General features: G+C 60.5%; 19 protein-coding genes. 14 read left to right on the top strand and 5 right to left on the bottom strand.

Going from position 1 to position 19894, the window contains the following annotated elements:
• Window positions 1-166: 166 nt before the first annotated feature.
• From ACZZ0D_RS17630 to ACZZ0D_RS17605, 6 genes are all read left to right on the top strand, one after another.
• Window positions 167-1342, top strand: a complete 1176-nt coding sequence (locus ACZZ0D_RS17630) for a M20 aminoacylase family protein (RefSeq protein ID WP_400750314.1) — start codon at window positions 167-169, stop codon at window positions 1340-1342.
• Window positions 1343-1420: 78 nt separating this feature from the next.
• The gene (locus tag ACZZ0D_RS17625) at window positions 1421-2731 is read left to right on the top strand and encodes a citrate-proton symporter (RefSeq protein ID WP_053117911.1); all 1311 of its coding nucleotides are present in this window, start codon (window positions 1421-1423) and stop codon (window positions 2729-2731) included.
• On the top strand, window positions 2728-4185 hold the full coding sequence (locus ACZZ0D_RS17620) for an amidase (RefSeq protein WP_463553897.1): 1458 nt from the start codon (window positions 2728-2730) through the stop codon (window positions 4183-4185). Before ACZZ0D_RS17625 ends, ACZZ0D_RS17620 begins: the two co-directional genes overlap by 4 nt.
• 59 nt (window positions 4186-4244) lie before the next feature.
• Window positions 4245-5015 (top strand): IclR family transcriptional regulator, encoded by a 771-nt coding sequence (locus ACZZ0D_RS17615; protein WP_463553896.1) that lies wholly within the window; start codon window positions 4245-4247, stop codon window positions 5013-5015.
• A gap of 259 nt (window positions 5016-5274) precedes the next feature.
• Complete coding sequence (locus ACZZ0D_RS17610; protein ID WP_212545252.1) at window positions 5275-5865, top strand: YceI family protein; 591 nt, start codon at window positions 5275-5277, stop codon at window positions 5863-5865.
• 1 nt (window position 5866) lies between these two features.
• On the top strand, window positions 5867-7024 hold the full coding sequence (locus tag ACZZ0D_RS17605) for a phospholipase D-like domain-containing protein (protein ID WP_463553895.1): 1158 nt from the start codon (window positions 5867-5869) through the stop codon (window positions 7022-7024).
• 139 nt (window positions 7025-7163) lie between these two features.
• On the opposite strand, the gene bglX is transcribed toward ACZZ0D_RS17605, so the two are convergent.
• On the bottom strand, window positions 7164-9455 hold the full coding sequence (gene bglX / locus ACZZ0D_RS17600) for a beta-glucosidase BglX (protein WP_463553894.1): 2292 nt from the start codon (window positions 9453-9455) through the stop codon (window positions 7164-7166).
• A 262-nt stretch (window positions 9456-9717) separates the two neighbouring features.
• Here bglX and ACZZ0D_RS17595 point away from each other — a divergent pair, with 262 nt between their 5' ends.
• From ACZZ0D_RS17595 to ACZZ0D_RS17580, 4 genes are all read left to right on the top strand, one after another.
• Window positions 9718-10326 (top strand): LemA family protein, encoded by a 609-nt coding sequence (locus tag ACZZ0D_RS17595; protein ID WP_463553893.1) that lies wholly within the window; start codon window positions 9718-9720, stop codon window positions 10324-10326.
• Between the two features lie 115 nt (window positions 10327-10441).
• Window positions 10442-11197: a TPM domain-containing protein gene (locus tag ACZZ0D_RS17590; RefSeq protein WP_053117926.1), complete on the top strand. Its 756-nt coding sequence runs from the start codon at window positions 10442-10444 to the stop codon at window positions 11195-11197.
• A gap of 33 nt (window positions 11198-11230) precedes the next feature.
• A complete protein-coding gene (locus ACZZ0D_RS17585; RefSeq protein ID WP_159815848.1) occupies window positions 11231-11848 on the top strand; it encodes a TPM domain-containing protein in 618 nt (205 codons plus the stop codon).
• 244 nt (window positions 11849-12092) lie between these two features.
• Entirely contained in the window at window positions 12093-13310 is a 1218-nt protein-coding gene (locus ACZZ0D_RS17580; protein ID WP_463553892.1) for a class I SAM-dependent methyltransferase, read from the top strand.
• 172 nt (window positions 13311-13482) lie between these two features.
• On the opposite strand, the gene ACZZ0D_RS17575 is transcribed toward ACZZ0D_RS17580, so the two are convergent.
• Complete coding sequence (locus ACZZ0D_RS17575; protein ID WP_212545246.1) at window positions 13483-14373, bottom strand: DMT family transporter; 891 nt, start codon at window positions 14371-14373, stop codon at window positions 13483-13485.
• Window positions 14374-14642: 269 nt separating this feature from the next.
• On the opposite strand from ACZZ0D_RS17575, the gene ACZZ0D_RS17570 reads away from it, so the two are divergent.
• From ACZZ0D_RS17570 to ACZZ0D_RS17560, 3 genes are all read left to right on the top strand, one after another.
• On the top strand, window positions 14643-15224 hold the full coding sequence (locus ACZZ0D_RS17570; protein ID WP_463553891.1) for a DJ-1/PfpI family protein: 582 nt from the start codon (window positions 14643-14645) through the stop codon (window positions 15222-15224).
• A gap of 13 nt (window positions 15225-15237) precedes the next feature.
• Window positions 15238-15543 carry a ribbon-helix-helix domain-containing protein gene (locus ACZZ0D_RS17565; RefSeq protein WP_053117936.1) on the top strand — a complete coding sequence of 102 codons (306 nt, stop codon included), beginning with the start codon at window positions 15238-15240 and terminating at the stop codon, window positions 15541-15543.
• 172 nt (window positions 15544-15715) lie between these two features.
• Window positions 15716-16060, top strand: coding sequence for a YegP family protein (locus ACZZ0D_RS17560; protein ID WP_159815797.1), 345 nt, complete (start codon window positions 15716-15718; stop codon window positions 16058-16060).
• A 136-nt stretch (window positions 16061-16196) separates the two neighbouring features.
• On the opposite strand, the gene ACZZ0D_RS17555 is transcribed toward ACZZ0D_RS17560, so the two are convergent.
• Entirely contained in the window at window positions 16197-17078 is an 882-nt protein-coding gene (locus tag ACZZ0D_RS17555) for a dihydrodipicolinate synthase family protein (RefSeq protein WP_463553890.1), read from the bottom strand.
• 23 nt (window positions 17079-17101) lie between these two features.
• Window positions 17102-17884 carry an aldolase gene (locus ACZZ0D_RS17550; RefSeq protein ID WP_008076855.1) on the bottom strand — a complete coding sequence of 261 codons (783 nt, stop codon included), beginning with the start codon at window positions 17882-17884 and terminating at the stop codon, window positions 17102-17104.
• 106 nt (window positions 17885-17990) lie between these two features.
• Here ACZZ0D_RS17550 and ACZZ0D_RS17545 point away from each other — a divergent pair, with 106 nt between their 5' ends.
• Window positions 17991-18533 (top strand): helix-turn-helix domain-containing protein, encoded by a 543-nt coding sequence (locus ACZZ0D_RS17545; protein WP_159814246.1) that lies wholly within the window; start codon window positions 17991-17993, stop codon window positions 18531-18533.
• 186 nt (window positions 18534-18719) lie between these two features.
• Here ACZZ0D_RS17545 and ACZZ0D_RS17540 read toward each other — a convergent pair whose 3' ends face one another.
• Window positions 18720-19739 (bottom strand): DUF4917 family protein, encoded by a 1020-nt coding sequence (locus tag ACZZ0D_RS17540; RefSeq protein ID WP_463553889.1) that lies wholly within the window; start codon window positions 19737-19739, stop codon window positions 18720-18722.
• Window positions 19740-19894: the final 155 nt, after the last annotated feature.

The following is a 19894-nucleotide window of genomic DNA, read 5'->3' as shown; positions in this document are numbered from 1 at the left end:
GGGGTTGGGTTGATCACGGAAGCGGGGTTCCACTCTGCGGAACCACATTCGATTGTCCTCGCGCGCGTCTCGCGGTTATCTGGCGGTGAGCACGACCTGCCTTCCAACGTGTCGTGAATTCATTGCGAACAACAAGACCGGGAAAACCCGCGCGAGGAGAACCGTCATGACCCGACATCAGCACATTCTGGCCTGGCTCAGCGACGTCGCCAGCGACCTGCACGCTACCCGCCAGGACATCCACGCCCACCCAGAACTCGGCTTTGAAGAAAGCCGCACCTCGGCGCTGGTCGCCAAATCCCTCGAAAGCTGGGGCTACGAAGTCCACACCGGCATCGGCAAAACCGGCGTCGTCGGTGTGCTGCGCAACGGCAGCAGCTCGCGCAAACTCGGCTTGCGTGCCGACATGGACGCCTTGCCGATCATCGAAAACACCGGCGTCGCCTACAGCAGCCAGCACAAGGGCTGCATGCACGCCTGCGGTCACGACGGACACACGACCATGTTGCTCGGCGCCGCACGTTATCTGGCGGCGACGCGTCAGTTCGACGGCACCCTCACGCTGATTTTCCAACCCGCCGAAGAAGGTCAGGGCGGCGCCGAAGCGATGCTCGCTGATGGCCTGCTTGAGCGTTTCCCCTGCGATGCGCTGTTCGGCATGCACAACATGCCGGGCCTGCCCGCTGGGCATCTGGGCTTTCGCGAAGGGCCGATGATGGCTTCGCAGGATCTGCTCAACGTGGTCATCGAAGGCGTCGGCGGCCACGGTTCGATGCCGCACCTGACTGTCGATCCACTGGTCGCTGCGGCGAGTGTGGTGATGGCGCTGCAAACCGTGGTCGCCCGCAACATTGATGCGCAGCAAGCGGCGGTGGTCACCGTCGGTGCACTGCAAGCGGGGGAGGCGGCCAACGTCATTCCGCAGCAGGCGATTCTGCGTCTGAGCCTGCGCGCACTGAATGCCGATGTGCGCGAGCAAACCCTCAATCGCGTGCGCAATATCATCGAAACCCAGGCGCAGAGTTTCGGCTGTACTTCGACAATCGAACATCGCCCGGCCTATCCGGTGCTGGTCAACCACGCTGCCGAAACCGAGTTCGCGCGCAGCATTGGAGTCGAATTGGTCGGTGCTGATGCCGTCGATGGCAACACGCCAAAATTGATGGGCAGCGAAGACTTCGCCTGGATGCTCCAGCGTTGCCCCGGCGCCTATCTGTTTATCGGCAACGGCGTGTCGCGGCCGATGGTGCACAACCCCGCCTATGACTTTAACGACGACATCCTGCTGACTGGCGCCGCCTACTGGGGCGCGCTCACCGAGAGCTGGCTCAAGCCGGCCTGATTTCTTCACGTTCTGCTGCCGCTGAATCCCGAGCGCACCGGCGCACGGGCTCACCCAACAGCTTTTGGAGAATCTCCCATGCAGGCTTCAGGCACAGGTGTTTCGCGTACCCGGCAAGTGGTCGCCGCCGTGATCGGCAACGCGCTGGAATGGTATGACTTCATTGTTTACGGCTTTCTGGCGAGCATCATCGCCCGGCAATTCTTCCCCTCCGAAGACAGCTACGCCTCGCTGCTGATGGCGCTGGCGACCTTCGGCGTCGGCTTCTTCATGCGCCCGGTGGGCGGCATCCTGCTCGGCATGTATTCCGACCGCAAAGGTCGCAAAGCGGCGATGCAGATGATCATTCGTCTGATGACCGTGTCCATTGCAATGATCGCTTTCGCGCCAAGTTACGCCGCCATCGGCATGGGCGCGCCGTTGCTGATTGTGGTCGCGCGGATGCTCCAGGGCTTCGCCACTGGCGGCGAATACGCTAGCGCCACGGCGTTTCTGGTGGAAAGCGCGCCGGCTCATCGCAAAGGTTTGTACGGTTCGTGGCAATTGGTCGGGCAATGCCTGGCGGTGTTTGCCGGCGCGGCGATGGTGGCGTTGGTCACCCACCTGTTTACCCCTGAGACGCTGGACAGTTGGGGCTGGCGGATTCCGTTCGTGCTCGGCCTGTTGATCGGCCCGGTCGGCTTGTGGATTCGCAAGCACATGGAAGAGCCGGAAGAGTTTCTCGAAGCGCGCAAAAAAGCCAAAGGCGCAGCGCCGGGTCTGTGGCAAGTGGTTCGCGAACATCGCCGCAGTCTGCTGGTGTCGATGGGCCTGGCCAGTGGTGCGACGGTGGCGTTTTACGTGGTGCTGGTGAACATGCCGACCTTCGCCCACACCAACCTCGGCTTGCCGCTGGATCAGGTGTTGCTGGTGCAGATGCTCGCGGTGGCGCTGATGACCGTGGTGATTCCGTTCTCCGGCGCACTGTCGGATCGCGTCGGCCGGCGACCGGTGTTGATGGCGTTCACCCTGGCGTTTTTCGTGATGATTTATCCGCTGTACGTGTGGGTCGCGGCAGCGCCTTCAATCGAACGTTTGCTGGTGATGCAACTGCTGCTGTGCGGCGCGATTGGCGGCTTCTTCGGCCCGGCACCGACGGCGCTGGCCGAGCAATTTCCCATCGAAGTGCGCTCCACCGGCGTGTCGATTGCCTACAACATTTCGGTGATGGTGTTCGGCGGTTTCGCGCCGCTGATCGTGACCTGGTTGAGCAAGGTGCTGGAAACCCCGGTGGCGCCTTCGTTTTATGTGTTGTTCGCTTGCCTGCTGACCTTGCTCGGGATTTATTGCATGCAAGAGGCGCCCCGCGCCAAAGCCCCCAGCGCGCTCAACCTTGGAGTGAAATCTTGAGTCCGTTAGCCATCGATCCGATTGTCGCGCTGGACGCCGATGCGTTGTCCCGCGCGATTCATGCCCGCAAAGTCTCGTGCCGTGAAGTGATGCAGGCGTATCTGCAACACATCGAGCGTTTCAATCCGCAGGTCAACGCGCTGGTGTCGTTGCGTCCGGCGGAGGAGGTTTTGCGCGAGGCCGATGAATGTGACCGACAACTCGATCGCGGCGAATCCCGGGGCTGGATGCACGGCATGCCGCAGGCGATCAAGGATCTGGCCGCCACCGCTGGACTGCGCACGACCATGGGTTCGCCGCTGTTCGCCGAGCAGGTGCCGCAGCACGATGCGATCAGCGTGGCGCGGGTGCGCGAGTGCGGCGCGATCATCATCGGCAAGAGCAACGTGCCGGAATTCGGCCTCGGCTCGCAGACCTACAACAACGTGTTCGGCACCACCACCAATGCCTACGATGCCAGCCGGATTGCCGGCGGCAGCAGCGGCGGCGCGGCGGTGGCGTTGGCTCTGCGTTTGCTGCCGGTGGCCGATGGCAGCGACATGATGGGCTCGCTGCGCAACCCGGCGGCGTTCAATAACGTCTTCGGTTTTCGCCCGTCCCAGGGCCGCGTGCCGCACGGGCCGACCCCGGAAGTGTTCGTCCAGCAACTGGCCACTGAAGGGCCGATGGGCCGCAGCGTCACCGACGTCGCACGATTGCTGTCGACGCAGGCGGGTTACGACCCTCTCGTGCCGCTGTCGCTGAAAGATCAGCCGCGCAACTTTGCCGAAGGCCTGCAACGGGACTTCAGCGACGTGCGCATTGGCTGGCTCGGCGACTACAACGGCTATCTGCCGATGGACGACGGTGTGCTCAGTTTGTGCGAATCGGCGCTGGCAGATTTCACCGCGCTGGGCTGTCAGGTCGAAGCCTGTCAGGCGGATTTTTCCATGGAGCGTTTGTGGCAAACCTGGCTGACCCATCGGCACTTTCTGGTGCAGGGCAGTCTGGGTGCCGCGTATGCCGATCCGCACAAACGCGAGTTGCTCAAACCGGAAGCACAATGGGAAGTCGAGGGTGGTTTGCGTCTGAGCGCTGCCGATGTTTACAAGGCCTCGGTCGACCGCAGTGAGTGGTATCGCGCGCTGAGTGAATTGTTCGAACGTTACGATTTCCTGCTGTTGCCTACCGCACAAGTGTTCCCTTTTGATGCACAACAGCCATGGCCGCGCGTGGTCGGCGGGCAGACCATGGACACCTATCACCGCTGGATGGAGGTGGTCATCGGCCCGACGTTGGCAGGATTGCCGAGCATCAGCGTGCCGGTCGGTTTCAACCCGGCGGGGCTGCCGATGGGCCTGCAAATCATTGGCCCGGCGCAGGCGGATCGCGCGGTTCTGCAACTGGCGTATGCCCATGAACAACTGACCCGTTGGGTCGAACGGCGCCCGCCACCATGCCTGCAATCGGCTTGAGCGGCCCGCATTTTGCTGCAAAAAGTGTTCATCCATCTGTGCGCAGGGAGATCGAACACATGGGCAGCAAAACAGATACCGGCAGCGTGCGTTCGGTTGAACGAGCGCTGGCGATCGTCGAATTGCTCGGCGAGCATCAGGCGCTGGGGCTGGAGGAATTGCACTACCTCACGAGTCTGCCGAAGGCCACGGTGTCACGGATGCTTGCGACATTGCAGGAGCAGGGCTGGATCTATCGCGGCCTCAGCGACCGGCGTTATCGCCTGTGCGCCAAGCGTCTGTTTGGTGATCGTCAGCAACGTTTCAAACGGCATCTGGTGGAGAGCGCGGCGCCGATGCTGGTGGAGTTGTGCGAGCGCACCGGGCTGGTGGTGGATCTGTCGTGCTTCGATGGCGAGCGGGTTGAGGTGATGGAAAGCGCGATTCCGCAGGTGTTGCGCAAGCGTTATCCGAACAACTGCCAGATCGTCGGGCATCACGCGAGTTTGTTTCACTCAGCGATGGGCCGGGCGTGCCTTGGCGAGTTGGGCAGTGATGAGGTCGAGCGGCTGGCCCAGCGTGAGCAGTTGAGCGCGGAAAGTTTGTTCAGTGCGACAGAGCAGGCGTTGCAACAGGGCTTTGGCCAGCGCACGGAAGGTTATTGGGAGTACCCGGTGCGCCTGCCGTTTCTGATTCGCGCGGTGGCGTTGCCGATTCGTGCTGAAGGGAAATTGGTGGGCAGCATGGCGCTGCACTGGCCGATGGATCAGGCGCCGGTGGAGCGGGTGTTGAGTCTGCATTTGAACAGTCTGGCGGCGACGATTGGCGATGTGCAGCAGGTATTGGCCTGACAGCCAAAAGATCGCAGCCTGCGGCAGCTCCTACAGGGGAATGCATTTCAAATGTGGGAGCGGGCTTGCTCGCGAAGGCGTCGTGTCAGTCAATACATGCACAGTCTGGCACACCGCTTTCGCGAGCAAGCCCGCTCCCACAGGGGATCTGCGCTTTAGGCAGGAGCTGCCGCAGGCTGCGATCTTTTGATCTTGATGTTTGCAATAACCCCATGGCCAGTTAAGGTTCGTGCAGGTTTATCGGCCCCACGAGTCCTCAATGTTCAACCGCTCCCTCATTGCATCCCTGTCCAGCCTGCTGCTCGCCGCTGTCGCGTTGCCGGCGCAGGCCAATTGGTATCTGGACGGCGAGTCGTCGCGGCTGTCGTTCGTCAGCACGAAAAACGCCAACATTTCTGAAGTGCAGCGCTTTCTGGTGCTGCACGGCAAGGTCGACCCCAACGGTCGTGCCGAAGTCGAAGTCGAACTGGATTCGATCAACAGCGGCATCCCGCTGCGCGATGAGCGTATGCGCAAGGAGCTGTTCCAGATCGAGCAATTCCCCGAAGCGACCATCACCACGCAGATTGACCTGCGCCCGATCAACGATCTGGCGCCCGGCGCGCAGCTGGAATTGCGTCTGCCGCTGACCGTCAACCTGCACGGCAAACAACACGAATACCCCGCCGAATTGCTGGCGACGCGGCTCGATGATCGACGCTTTCAAGTGGTCACCCTCGAGCCGCTGGTGATCAACGCCGAAGATTTTGATCTGGCGCCGGGCCTCGAAAGCCTGCGCAAACTCGCCGACCTGTCGGCCATCAGTCTGTCGGTACCGGTGGGTGCGGTGCTGATTTTCACGGCGCGCTGACATGCGCGGCGCGGTGTTCCCATGGCGTGACGGCAACCGGTTCGAGCTGTTGATCGACGGCCCGCAATTCTTCCCGCGCATGCTCGAGCAGATTGCTGGCGCGCAGGAGCAGATCGAACTTGAGCTGTACCTGGTCGAGGCCGGCGCCTGTGCCGAAACCATCGTCCAGGCGCTGGTGCTGGCGGCCGAACGTGGGGTGCGCGTGCGCTGCCTGTTCGACGATTACGGCAGCCTCGCGTTCACCCTCAATCTGCGCCAGCGCCTGACCCATGCCGGGGTGGAACTGCGTTTCTACAATCGGCTGAACTGGCGGCGCTGGGTCGGTAATTTCTATCGCGATCACCGCAAGTTGCTGCTGGTCGATCAGCGTCTGGCGGTGGTCGGCGGCACTGGCGTCACCGATGAATTCTGGACGCCGGGGCACGACACCAGCGAATGGCACGAAGTGATGGTCGAGATCAGCGGCCCGTTGGTGATCGACTGGCAATTGCTGTTTGATCGCCAATGGATCGCCAACCGCTACCGCCGCGCCTGGCGCCCGGCTGCGCATTTCGGTCTGCCACGGTTGCCGCGCGTGCCGGACAAGGGCGAGGGCATGGGCCGCGTGGCGTATGCCGATGCCCGTCAGCATCGCGACATTCTGCAGTCGCTATTCCGTGCCCTGAACAGTGGGCAAAAACGCGTGTGGATGGCCACGCCGTATTTTCTGCCAACGTGGAAAATCCGCCGCTCCCTGCGCAAGGCTGCCGCGCGTGGTGTCGACGTGCGTCTGCTGCTGACCGGGCCGCGCACCGATCACCCGTCAGTGCGTTACGCCGGGCATCGTTACTACCCGCGCCTGCTCAAGGCCGGGGTGCAGATCTTTGAATATCAGCCGTGCTTCCTGCATTTGAAAATGGTGCTGGTGGACGATTGGGTGAGCATTGGTTCGTGCAACTTCGACCACTGGAACCTGCGCTTCAATCTGGAGGCGAATCTGGAGGCGCTGACCTCGTCGTTGACGGCAGCGGTAGAGGCGAGTTTTGTGAAGGACTTCGGGCTGAGTCAGCTGGTGAGTCTGGAAGAGTGGCAGCGTCGGCCGTTGTGGCGGCGGGTCAAGCAGCGGATCTGGGGGTGGGTGGATCGGGTGGTGGTGAACATCCTCGACCGCCGCGGATAAAACCGATTTTGAATACACCCTAAAACCAATGTGGAGGGGGCTTGCTCCCGAAAGCGGTGTGTCAGGCAATAATATGCTGAATGACACTCCGTCTTCGGGAGCAAGCCCCCTCCCACAGGGTTTTGCAGTGTTGCTGGGGTTACAGCAGTTCAAAGCTCTGCTGTGTGACGTCCTGCGAATCCAGGCCGATCTGTACGTTGAACTTGCCAGGCTCGGCCGCGTATTTGAGCTGGGCGTTGTAGAACTTCAGGTCATCCTCGGTGATGGTGAAGTGCACGACTTTCTGTTCGCCGGCCTTGAGCATGATTTTCTGGAAGTTCTTCAGTTCTTTGACCGGACGGATCATCGAGCCGGTAACGTCCTGAATGTACAACTGCACCACGGTTTCGCCGTCACGCTTGCCGGTGTTTTTCAGCATGACGCTGGCGTCGAGCTTGCCGGTGGCGTTCAGGGTGGTCGACGACAGCGCCATGTCGCTCAGGGCGAAATGGGTGTAGCTCAGGCCATAACCGAACGGGAACAGCGGCCCGGTGGTGTCATCGAAATACTGCGAGGTGTAGTTGCCCGGTTTGCCAGGCGTGAACGGCCGGCCAATGCTCAGGTGGTTGTAGTACGTCGGGATCTGGCCCACGGAACGCGGGAAGGTCACCGGCAGTTTGCCCGACGGGTTGTAGTCGCCGAACAGCACGTCAGCGATGGCGTTGCCGCCTTCGGTGCCGCTGAACCAGGTTTCCAGAATCGCGTCAGCCGACTGGTTCTCTTCGAGAATGGTCAGCGGGCGGCCGTTCATCAACACCAGCACCAGCGGTTTGCCGGTGGCTTTCAACGCGCGGATCAGCTCACGCTGGTTTTCCGGGATGTTCAGGTCGGTTCGGCTGGACGATTCGTGGGACATGCCACGGGATTCGCCCACAGCCGCGACGATCACGTCAGCATCCTTGGCCGCTTTGACCGCTTCGTCGATCAACACGTTAGCCGGGCGCGGGTCATCGACCACTTCCGGCGCATCGAAGTTGAGGAAGTTCAGGTAATCCAGCACTTTCTTGTCGCTGGTGATGTTGGCGCCACGGGCGTAGATCAGGTTCGCCTTGTTGCCGATCAGCGAGCTCATGCCGTCGAACAGGGTGACCGATTGCGTCGGTTTACCCGCCGCTGCCCAACTGCCCATCATGTCGATCGGCGCCTTGGCCAACGGGCCGACCAGCGCGACTTTCGCGTCTTTCTTCAGTGGCAGGGTTTCGTTCTGGTTCTTCAGCAGTACCAGGCTGCGACGCGCGACGTCGCGGGCCTCGGCGCGGTGCAGACGGCTTTCGGCGTAGGTGTCGGTCGGATCGTCTTCAGCCTTGCCGATGCGCAGGTACGGATCCTTGAACAGGCCCATGTCGTACTTGGCCGCGAGCACTTCACGCACGGCGTTGTCGATGTCTTTCTGTTCGATCTCGCCGGACTTGAGCAGCCCCGGCAGCTCTTTGCCGTAGAGGGTGTCGTTCATGCTCATGTCGATGCCGGCCTTGATCGCCAGCTTCGCCGCTTCACGACCGTCGCGGGCGACGCCATGTTTGATCAGTTCGAAGATCGCGCCGTGGTCACTGACCGCCAGGCCTTTGAAGCCCCAGTCGCGACGCAGCAGATCGTTCATCAGCCAGGTGTTGGCGGTGGCCGGAATGCCGTTGATCGAGTTCAGCGCAACCATCACGCCACCGGCGCCGGCATCAATCGCGGCGCGGTACGGCGGCAGGTAATCCTGGTACATCTTCACCGGACTCATGTCGACGGTGTTGTAGTCGCGACCGCCTTCAACCGCGCCATACAGGGCGAAGTGTTTGACGCTGGCCATGATGCTGTCGGCCGCGCTCGGGGTGGCGCCCTGATAGGCACGAACCATGACGCCGGCAATGCGCGAGGTCAGGTAGGTGTCTTCACCGAAACCTTCGGAGCTGCGGCCCCAGCGCGGGTCGCGGGAGATGTCGACCATCGGCGCGAAGGTGATGTCGAGGCTGTCGGCGGCGGCTTCTTTGGCAGCGACGCGGCCGGATTTGCCGATCGCGTCCATGTCCCAGCTCGAGGCGAGGGCCAGCGGAATCGGGAAAATCGTGCGGTGACCGTGGATCACGTCGTAGGCGAAAAACATCGGGATCTTCAGACGGCTGCGCATCGCCGCGTCTTGCATCGGGCGGTTTTCCGGGCGGGTGATCGAGTTGAACGTGCCGCCGATGTTGCCGGCGGCGATCTCTTTGCGGATCAACTCACGAGGCATTTCCGGGCCGATGCTGATCAGGCGCAACTGGCCGATCTTCTCGTCGAGGGTCATTTGCTTCATCAGGTTGCTGATGAACGCGTCCTTGTTTTCCAGGGGTACCGGGGTCGTGGCGGCCAATACTTGATGACTGGCCAGGCTGACGAACAGACCCAGCAAACACAGCTTCTTCATGAATTTTTTTCTCAAGGGCCCAAGCGGCGATGCAACGCCGGCCAGCCAAAATTTAGGGAGCGACTATTGTTGTTCGGGTGCAGGCTCAAAAAACCAGAGCCAAAAACGACAGCCGACACTGCGGCAGCGTGATCGCGCAGGGCACTTTTTAGCCCATTGGCGCGTCGTAATCCAGCGGCGCGGCCGATTATGCCCCAAGAGCCGGCGCAGAGTGTTTCGCGCTCGGTTTTTATAATGAAATGTGCCAAGGAGCATCACTGCGATGAATGTAAGCCCAACCAATCGCTCGCGTTTGCAGGTCGTCACCCTGCTGATGCTGGCCACGCTGTTGACCGCGTGCGGCATCAACAATATCCCGACCCTCGACGAACAGGCCAAAGCCGCGTGGGGCCAGGTGCAGAACCAGTACCAGCGCCGCGCCGACCTAATCCCCAATCTGGTGGAAACGGTGAAGGGTTACGCCGAGCATGAAGAGGAAACCCTGACCGCCGTAATCGAAGCGCGGGCGAAAGCCACGTCGATTCAGGTCGACGCCAGCACCCTCGACAATCCCGAGAAGCTCAAGCAGTTCCAGCAGGCGCAGGATCAACTGACCGGTGCGTTGAGCCGTTTGATGGTGGTCTCCGAGCGCTATCCGGATCTGAAGGCCAACCAGAACTTCCTCGCCCTGCAATCGCAACTTGAGGGTACGGAAAACCGCATCGCCGTGGCGCGCCGCGATTTCATTCTGGCGGTGCAGAAGTACAACACCGAAATCCGCACCTTCCCCGGTCGCCTCTGGCACAGCGTGATGTACAGCGACCTGCCGATCCGCGAAACCTTCGAAGCCACCACACCAGATGCCGATAAGGCACCCCAGGTCAAATTCTGAAAACACACCTGTGTAGGAGCTGCCGAAGGCTGCGATCTTTTGATTTTGACCGTAAGAACAAGATCAAAAGATCGCAGCCTGCGGCAGCTCCTACAGGGATTGGTGGGGGTAATAGATGCGCGTGTTGAAGATGGGGCTGGTGTTGCTGTTGTGGGTATTCGCCCTCAGCGCTCGGGCCGAGTTGACGTTCCCGGCGCTGAGCGGGCGGGTGGTGGACGAAGCGCAGATGATCGAGCCGTCGGTGCGCGCGCAACTGGGCCAGCAGTTGCAGGCCCACGAGCAGGCGACCGGCGAGCAATTGGTCGTCGTCACTGTGCCGGATCTGCAGGGCACCACCATCGAGGATTTCGGCGTTCAGCTCGGCCGGCACTGGGGCATCGGCCAGAAGGACAAAAACAACGGCGCGCTGCTGATCGTCGCCCGTGACGAGCGCAAACTGCGCATCGAAGTCGGTTATGGTCTGGAGGATCGGCTGACCGATGCGCAGTCGTCAGTGATCATCCATCAAGTCATCACGCCTGCGTTCAAGACCGGTAACTTCAGCAAAGGCATCAGCGACGGCGTCGCGGCGATGCTGGTGGTGCTCGGCGGCAATCCGCTGGACGAGCCGTCGACGGTGTATGAATCGAGCGGTGATCCGTCCGATGATTTCATCTCGCGGCATCCCGGTTTGTTCGTATTTTTGGTGATGTTGTTCATCCTGACCGTGTTTGTCTTCCAGATGCTCGGTATCCTGCCCGCCGGCCGGGGCGGTGGTGGCGGAGGCGGCGGCTTTGGCGGTGGAGGTTTTGGTGGCGGCGGCGGTGGAGGCGGGGGCTTCAGCGGCGGCGGGGGCAGTTTCGGCGGCGGTGGATCGTCCGGCGGCTGGTGACATTAAAAGAATAATGAGCAGGCACTTTTCAATATGGCATTACTGACCGAACACGAACAACGCAAAGTCGCCGAAGCGATTGCCCGGGTCGAGCGCGACACCGACGCCGAACTGGTGACGGTGCTGGCTGCCCGCGCCGACGATTACGCGTACATCCCGCTGCTGTGGGCGAGTTTGCTGGCGCTGGTGGTGCCGGGCGTCGTGCACTACCTGACCGGCTGGCTGACCATGCACAGCCTGCTGTTGGTGCAGTGGGGCGCGTTTATCGTGCTGTGCCTGCTGTTTCGTTTGCCGAAAATCACCACGCATTTGATCCCGCGTCGCGTGCGCCATTGGCGGGCGTCGAACCTGGCGCGACGGCAGTTTCTCGAACAGAACCTGCATCACACGGTGGGCAGCACCGGGATGCTGATTTTTGTCTGCGAGGCGGAGCGGTATGTGGAGATTCTGGTGGATGAGGGGATTTCCAAGCGGCTGGATAACAAGAGCTGGGATGTGATTGTCGCGGCGTTTACCGAGCAGGTGCGGCAGGGGCGCACACTGGAAGGGTTTGTGACGTGCATTGAGGCGTGTGGGGAATTGCTCAAAGTGCATGTGCCGGTGACGCAGGTGCGCAATGAATTGCCGAATCGGTTGGTGGTGTTGGCCTGATTCTCCCAGGCTCAGCAGTCCCCTGTGGCGAGGGGATTTATCCCCGTTGGGCTGCGAAGCGGCCCCATGCGATGTGTCAATCAAAGCAGACATTCAGATTTTGCGCCTGCTGCGCAGCCGAGCGGGGATAAATCCCCTCGCCACAATGGATTGTGCCGTTCGGTAAATAAGAGCGTGTCCCCAACCCCCATCCCCCCTAAAATACCCGCCATTCCCGATTTCGCCCGTCCGAGGCCGCTTTTTCATGTCCGTTACCGCCCCGTCCACCAAGCCTGCGCCCGATCACCACGCCCAGTTCATCGAGCTGCTGCAAACCAGCCTCGAGCAGAACGGCTTCATTAAACTGGTGCTGGCCAAGTACGTCGGTGAAGAGGCGGAGCTGCAGCGGGTCATCATCAAAGCGGTCACCGTCAAAGCGCAGCCGAACCTGTCCTTTGTCTATCGCTACAAAACCCGCGACATCACCAAAAACCTGCCGCTGAGCGAAGGCGTGGCGACGATTGCCGCGCTGTTGCCGGCCTCGTTCAAAAATGCGCATTTACTCGCTGTGACTGACGAAGCTCAGCTCGAATACAGCAAAAAGGGCAAGAGTTCGCTGTTCAAGAGCAAACCTCAGCAATTGCGTGAAGCACCGTCCGCCGAGCACAACCGAGAGAAAAACCGCTTTCTTGAGTTGAGCCGACCGTTCCTCAAGGATCTGGGCGTGACCAACGCGCAGCAAGAGCTGATCCCGGCGATGTCGCGCAAGTGGAAGCAGATCAACAAGTTCATCGAAGTGTTCAGCCATGCGCTGACCACCTCGCCGCTGGCGCTGGACAAACCGGTGCGCGTCGCGGATTTCGGCTCGGGCAAGGGCTATCTGACCTTCGCGATTCACGATTACCTGCGCAACACCTTGAAGGCCGAGGGCGAAGTCACCGGCGTCGAGTTGCGCGAAGAAATGGTCAACCTGTGCAACGCCGCCGCGGCGAAGCTTGATCATCCGGGGCTGGTGTTCAAGTGCGGTGACGTGCGCAGCGTGGCGCCGAGCGAACTGGACGTGATGATCGCTTTGCATGCCTGCGATATCGCCACTGACTACGCGATCCACACCGGCATTCGTTCGGGGGCGTCGATCATCATGTGCTCGCCGTGCTGCCACAAACAGATCCGCCTGCAAATCCAGAGCCCGGCGCCGCTCAAGCCGATGCTGCAATACGGTTTGCACCTTGGTCAGCAGGCAGAAATGGTTACTGACAGTTTGCGTGCGCTGTTCCTGGAAGCATGCGGTTACGAGACTAAGGTGTTCGAGTTCATCTCGCTCGATCACACCAACAAGAACAAGATGATTCTCGCGGTGAAACGCGCCGAGCCGGTCGATCCGGCTCAGCTGTTGGTGAAGATTGAAGAATTGAAAGCGTTCTATCACATCAGCGAACACTGCCTGGAAACCCTGCTGCGCGCCGACGGTTACCTCTCCTGACGGCCATCTGCCTTGGAATAAACATCCTGTAGGGGCTGCCGAAGGCTGCGATCTTTTGATCTTAAAAACAAAATCAAAAGATCGCAGCCTTCGGCAGCTCCTACATAATCAACCGTTCAACCGTTCAACCGTTCAACCGTTCAACCGTTCAACCGTTCAACCGTTCAACCGTTCATACGGTGGCAATGCGGGCCGGTTGCACCGTGGTTTTGCGCCCGAGCATGACGGTCGCAATCACCCCGCAAGCAAACACCCAGGTAATCGGCTCGACGTGCTCGCCAAAGAACAGCGCCGAAAACGCGATGGTGAAGAAGATCTGCAACAACTGGATCTGACTGACCCGAGCGATCCCGCCCATCGCCAGCCCGGCGTACCAGGCAAAGAATCCAAGAAACTGCGAAAACAGCGCAACATAGCCAAACGCCCACCAAGCCTTGGCCGACACCGCGCCGTGATGTTGCAGCGCCAAGTAAACCACCGGCCCGATCAACAACGGTGTCGACAGCACCAGCGCCCAGCAGATCACCTGCCAGCCGCCCATCTCCTTGGCCAACCGGCCGCCCTCGGCATAACCCAGCCCACCCACGGCAATCGCGCCGAGCATCAGCAAATCCCCCGCCTGAATACTCCCAGCCCCGGTGTACAACGCATAACCGAGCACCAACGCACTGCCCAACGCGGCGCAGGCCCAGAAGGCTTTTGACGGACGCTCATGAGACAACCACGCGGCATACAGCGCCACGCACAGCGGCTGCAAACCGTTGACCAATGCCCCGTGCGACGCCGGCAGCGTTTGCATGGCCCACGCCGACAACACCGGGAAACCGAGAATTACCCCGGCGATCACCAGGCTCAGGCCTTTGACTTGCTGCCACGTTGGCCACTTCTCACGGCGCCACAACAACAGCATCGCCGCCGGAATCGCCGCGAATAACGCGCGACCCAAGCCGTTGAGCAGCGGATGCAGTTCCTGCACCACGATGCGGGTGAAGGGCAGGGTGAGGCTGAAAATCACCACGCCGAGCAGGCCGAGGGCCATGCCGGTGTTTTCGCGCGAGGACATGAGGGGAGACCAGGATCGTAGAGAATTGGAAGGTGTCCTCATCTAGCCATAATCCGCGAATTTCGGGGTGTTACAGCTAGGCACTCACTTATCCGTACAGTTTGCCGGCGCCATCGCGAGCAGGCTCACTCCTACATTTGAAATGCGTTCCCCTGTAGGAGTGAGCCTGCTCGCGATGGCGTTAACCCGGTAGTAGCCCGTTGTTACCCGTCACTGTCGAATAGGTCTACCTTGAACACTCCCAAGCATTTCCCAGAGGAGTCCTCCCCATGGCCGCGAAAAAGATTCTAATGCTGGTCGGCGATTACGTCGAAGATTACGAAGTGATGGTGCCGTTCCAGGCCCTGCAAATGGTTGGTCACACCGTCCACGCCGTGTGCCCGGACAAGGCAGCCGGTAAAACCGTACGCACCGCGATCCATGATTTCGAAGGCGATCAGACCTACAGCGAAAAACCCGGTCACCTGTTCGCCCTCAACTTCGACTTCGCCAAGGTCAGCGAAGGCGATTACGACGCGCTGTTGATCCCCGGCGGTCGGGCGCCGGAATACCTGCGCCTCAACGAAAAAGTCCTCGACCTGGTGCGCGCCTTCGACAAGGCTGGCAAACCGATCGCGGCGGTCTGCCACGGTGCTCAGTTGCTGGCAGCGGCCGGCGTGCTCGAAGGTCGTGAGTGCAGCGCCTATCCGGCCTGCGCCCCGGAAGTGCGACTGGCGGGCGGTACGTACATCGACATCGCCGTGACGGATGGCCACGTTCAAGGCAATCTGGCCACAGCCCCGGCATGGCCGGCGCACCCGAACTGGCTGGCCGGTTTCCTCGGCTTGCTCGGCACTAAAATCACCCTGTAACGAGGATTCGCCGATGTGCGAGCTCTACGTCAAGGCCGACCCGATTCTCTACGAATCACGCTCGCGCTCGCTGCGCATCTGCGGCGTGGTGACGACGTTGCGTCTGGAGAATCAGTTCTGGGACATCCTCAGCGAGATCGCCGAGGTCGACGGCATGACCACCAACCAATTGATCGCCAAGCTGTATGAAGAGGTGATGGATTATCGCGGGGAGGTGGTGAATTTTGCGTCGTTCTTGCGGGTGAGTTGTACGCGGTATTTGAGTCAGCGGCGGGTGAGTGCGCCGGAGTTGTCGGTGGTGCGGGCGCAAGTGAAATAGTCCAGACCGGGTTGACCCTATCGCTGGCAAGCCAGCTCCCACAGGTATCGTGTGTGCCTCGAACCCTGTGGGAGCGGGCTTGCCCGCGATGGGGCCGGTATAGGCGACAGATACGCTTGGCTGGTCTTTACTCTGAAGCGCGAAATCTCTTAATTGCCCAGGAGAAACGAGCATGTCCGGATGGTACGAGTTGAGTAAAAGCAGCAACGGCCAGTTCAGGTTCGTCCTGAAAGCGGCGAACGCCGAAACGATTCTGACCAGCGAGCTGTACACCACTCGCGCGGCGGCCGAAGGCGGCATCGCCTCGGTGCAAACCAACAGCGCGCTGGATGACCGTTACGAGAAAAAATCGACGAAGGACGGCCATCCGTACTTCAACCTCAAGGCGGCCAACCATCAGATTATTGGCAGCAGCGAGGCGTATTCATCGGATGCGGCGTGCGATAAAGGCATCGCCAGCGTCAAGGCGAACGGGCCGACAAAAGCCATCAAGGACAAAACCCTGCCTGTCCTTTAACCCCATTTTAAATCCACCATAAATCCCCTGTAGGAGCTGCGGCACGCTGCGATCTTTTGATCTTGATTTTTAGAAGATCAAAATCAAAAGATCGCAGCGTGCCGCAGCTCCTACAGGGGTTTTGATTGCCGGGGGATCAGCGCAGGGTTTTCAGGATTGTTTGTAGTTGGGTCTGGCCTGCCGCGCTCAATGCAAATACCGGCAGGCGTGGATCACCCACTTCCAGCCCGGTCTGGCGTAACCCGGCCTTGATCGTCGCCGGCAAGCCGCCCTTCAGAATGAAGTCCAGCAGCGGCAACTGGCGATAAAACAGATCCCGCGCGCGATCCAGATCGCCCGCCATCGCTGCTTCATACAGATCCAGATTCAACTGCGGAATCAGGTTCGGCGCTGCCGTGCACCAGCCCTTCGCCCCGGCCGCGAACGCTTCCAGTGCCAGTGGATTGCAGCCGTTGTAAAACGGTACCTGACCTTCGCCGAGCAATTGCAGTTTGTGCATGCGCTGGATGTCGCCGGTGCTCTCCTTGACCATGGTCACGTTTTCCACGGCATTGACGATGCGCAGAATCAGATCGACCGACATGTCGGTGCCGCTGGTGGCCGGGTTGTTGTAGAGCATGATCGGCACGCCGATGCTCTCGCCAATCGCGCGGTAGTGGGCGAGGATTTCCGCTTCGGTGAGTTTCCAGTACGAGGCCGGCAGCACCATCACCACGTCGGCGCCATGGGCTTCGGCGAAGCGAGCGCGGCGCACGGCTTTGGCGGTGGTCAGGTCGGACACGCTGACGATGGTCGGTACACGTTTGGCCACGTGCTTGATACTGAATTCGGCGACTTGATCCCACTCCGAATCGCTCAGGTAAGCGCCTTCGCCAGTGCTGCCCAATGGCGCGATGGCGTGGACGCCGCTGGCGATCAAGCGATCAATCGATTGGCCGAGTGCTGGCAGATCGAGCCCTTCGCCATTGGCACTGAACGGGGTGATGGTGTAGCCGATGATGCCGTGAATGTTGGACATGGGAGCGTCTCCGTAATGAGGTTTCAGTTCAGGCAATCGGCGTGTTGGCGCAGGTTCTGCCGAGCGTAATAGTTGAAGGCGGCGGCGTGGCGTTTCGGTTTGGCGATCCAGTCATGGGCTTCGCGGCCCAGCGCGGGGATGATCGGTTTGATCGTGCCTGCCGCCATCGCCAGCAGCTGCAACTTCGCCGCGCGTTCGATCAATTGGGCGATGACACACGCCTCTTCAATCGTCGTGCCGGTCGACAGCTGACCGTGGTGCGAAAGCAAAATCGCGCGTTTGTCGCCCAGCGCACCGGCGATCAACTCGCCTTCTTCATTGCCCACCGGCACGCCCGGCCAGCCTTCGAGAAACGCGCAGTCGTCGTACAGCGGGCACAGATCCATGTGCGAAATCTGCAGCGGCACTTCCAGCATCGACAACGCGGCAACGTGCGTCGGGTGGGTGTGGATGATGCAGTTCACGTCCGGGCGAGCGCGGTACACCCAGCTGTGGAAACGGTTGGCCGGGTTAGCCATGCCGTGACCTTCGAGAACCTCCAGATCCTCGTTGACCAGCAGCAGGTTGCTCGCGGTGATTTCGTCGAAACCCAGGCCCAGTTGCTGAGTGTAATAGGTGCCGGGCTGCGGGCCACGGGCAGTGATTTGTCCGGCCAGGCCGGAGTCGTGACCATTTTCGAAAAGAATCCGGCAAGTCAAAGCCAGCTTTTGCCGGTCTGTCCACGTATTATCCGCGAGGCTTTTTTGCATCTGGGTCAGCGCTTGCTTGACCAGTTGGTCTTTGGGTAGTGCTAATGTCTTGGCCATGTCTGTGTCCTTTGGGGGATTGCAAATGACACGAAAGAGGCTATATGACACAAAGTGTCATTGGCAAGCACAAATCGTCGCTTCCTTGATGGAATAACCGCTGCGCATGTCTATCCGTTTGAAATTATTGAGAAAAAAACTTGGCGTAACCCTTGAGGCACTGGCCGAAAAATCCGGCATGACCAAGAGTTATCTGTCGAAAGTCGAGCGCGGGCTGAACACCCCGTCGATTGCCGCCGCGTTGAAACTGGCGAAAGCGCTGAACGTGAAGGTCGAGGAATTGTTCTCGGAAGACAACGTCAGCCTCGACAGCTACAGCCTGGTACGCAGCCACGAGCGGCAGTCATTGGCGGCAAACGATCAGAGCCCGGGTTATGCGGTGCTGGCGCATCAGGTCAGCGAGCGCAATTTGCTGCCGTTCATCATCTATCCGCCGAGCGAATTCAGCGACAAGACCTTCAAGGAGCATCTGGGCGAGGAGTTTTTGTTCGTTCACGAAGGGCAAGTTGAAGTGGATTTCATGAACGAGAAAGTGCTGCTGCAACGCGGTGACGCGCTGCACTTCAATGCACAGAAACCGCACCGAATCCGGTCGGTGGGGGAGGTGCAGGCGCAGTTGCTGGTGGTGGTGCACAGCGCTGAGGATTGAGGCGCCCCCAAAAGCTTCGCGAGCAAGCCCGCTCCCACAGGGGAATGCATTCCAAATGTGCGAACTGGCTCTCCAGCGATTGATGCTGACTGACTCAACGATATCGCTGGCAAGGCAGTTCCCACAGGGGAATGCGATTCACATGTGGGAGCGGGCTTGCTCGCGAAGGCGTCGGTGCGGCTTACATCAAACCTCGACCGGCACCGACAATTTCGGACTGCCCAGCGCATGCGTCTTCGCATCAAAAAACCGCAACTCAACCCCCGTCCCGTCAAACACCTGCGCGTAGTGCCGCTTCTGGTGCTGCACAAACGCCGCACTGCGCGGATAGATCGAGATCGCTACAGTCTTCGGTTTCGCCAAGCGTAGCGCCCGCACAATGTGCGCATCCTGCTCGGCCAACGCGTGGCCAAAGATGCACAAACCGCCGCCATGCCCGAGCAATTGCTCATAACAGAACGACAGATAATCCGAACTGCGAATGGTTTTGAGCTTGTCCGCACTCGGCCCTTCGGTGACGAACAGCGGCACGTCATCCAGCGTCTTGATCGTATTGTTGATCGCGAAGCTGCCGAGCAGCGTGCCCTCGGTCGAGGTCAGTTTGCGCGCGGTGCCGTCCTGATTTCGCACCAGGTGCAGGCCACCGTGCAGGTACAGCAAACGCGGTTTGTCAGTGGCGCTTTCGGCCAGATCGAAACTCGCGTTGGCGCCGTTGAACAGGTCGTCGATGGCATCGCTTTGGTGTTGCAGCGCCCAGTAGTTGAGCAAGTCGTAATTGGTGGTGAACACTGTGCGATAGCGCGCCAGTTCTTCATTCAGCGTCGCCAGCGTCGAGGCTTTCACCAGGCGCCACGGAATGTGCACGGCGTGCACCGTGTTGATCAGCGCTTCTTTGATGGCGTAGTAGCGATTGCGCGGGGCGGCGGAGCTGACGGCCAGCGCCTTGTTGACCCGGCTGGTGGTTTTCAGCGCGCCGAGCACCTGCTCGAAACTGCGCGTCTGCATGGCGTCGAACACCGCCAGTTCCGAGGCACTCAACGGTTTCTCTTCGACGGTGCGGGCGTTTTCGAACAGCGAGTCGTAGCCGAAATCGTCCCACACCGCGCGGCTGGCGCCATTGCCCACCAGCAGGCCGTTGAAATCGGTCGCGGCGCGCAGGGTGTTCCAGTCTTCAAGGCTGGCGTCGACATCCAGAAAATCGGTCATTGCGTAGGCGGTCTCAAAACATAGGGGCTGATGGGCGGCGACTTTATCACGAGCGGGCATTGAGCCAGATCAACATCGGCGCTGACCGATCGGTCGATGCTGTGCTTATCCGCTGAATCGCAGCAGTCGATTCGGCCCCTGTCAGGAGACGCGCG

It is taken from the genome of Pseudomonas sp. AC193 (genome assembly GCF_979258075.1).
The sequence above is the reverse complement of the archived record's forward strand: the minus strand, read 5'-3'. Positions and strand labels throughout refer to the sequence as shown.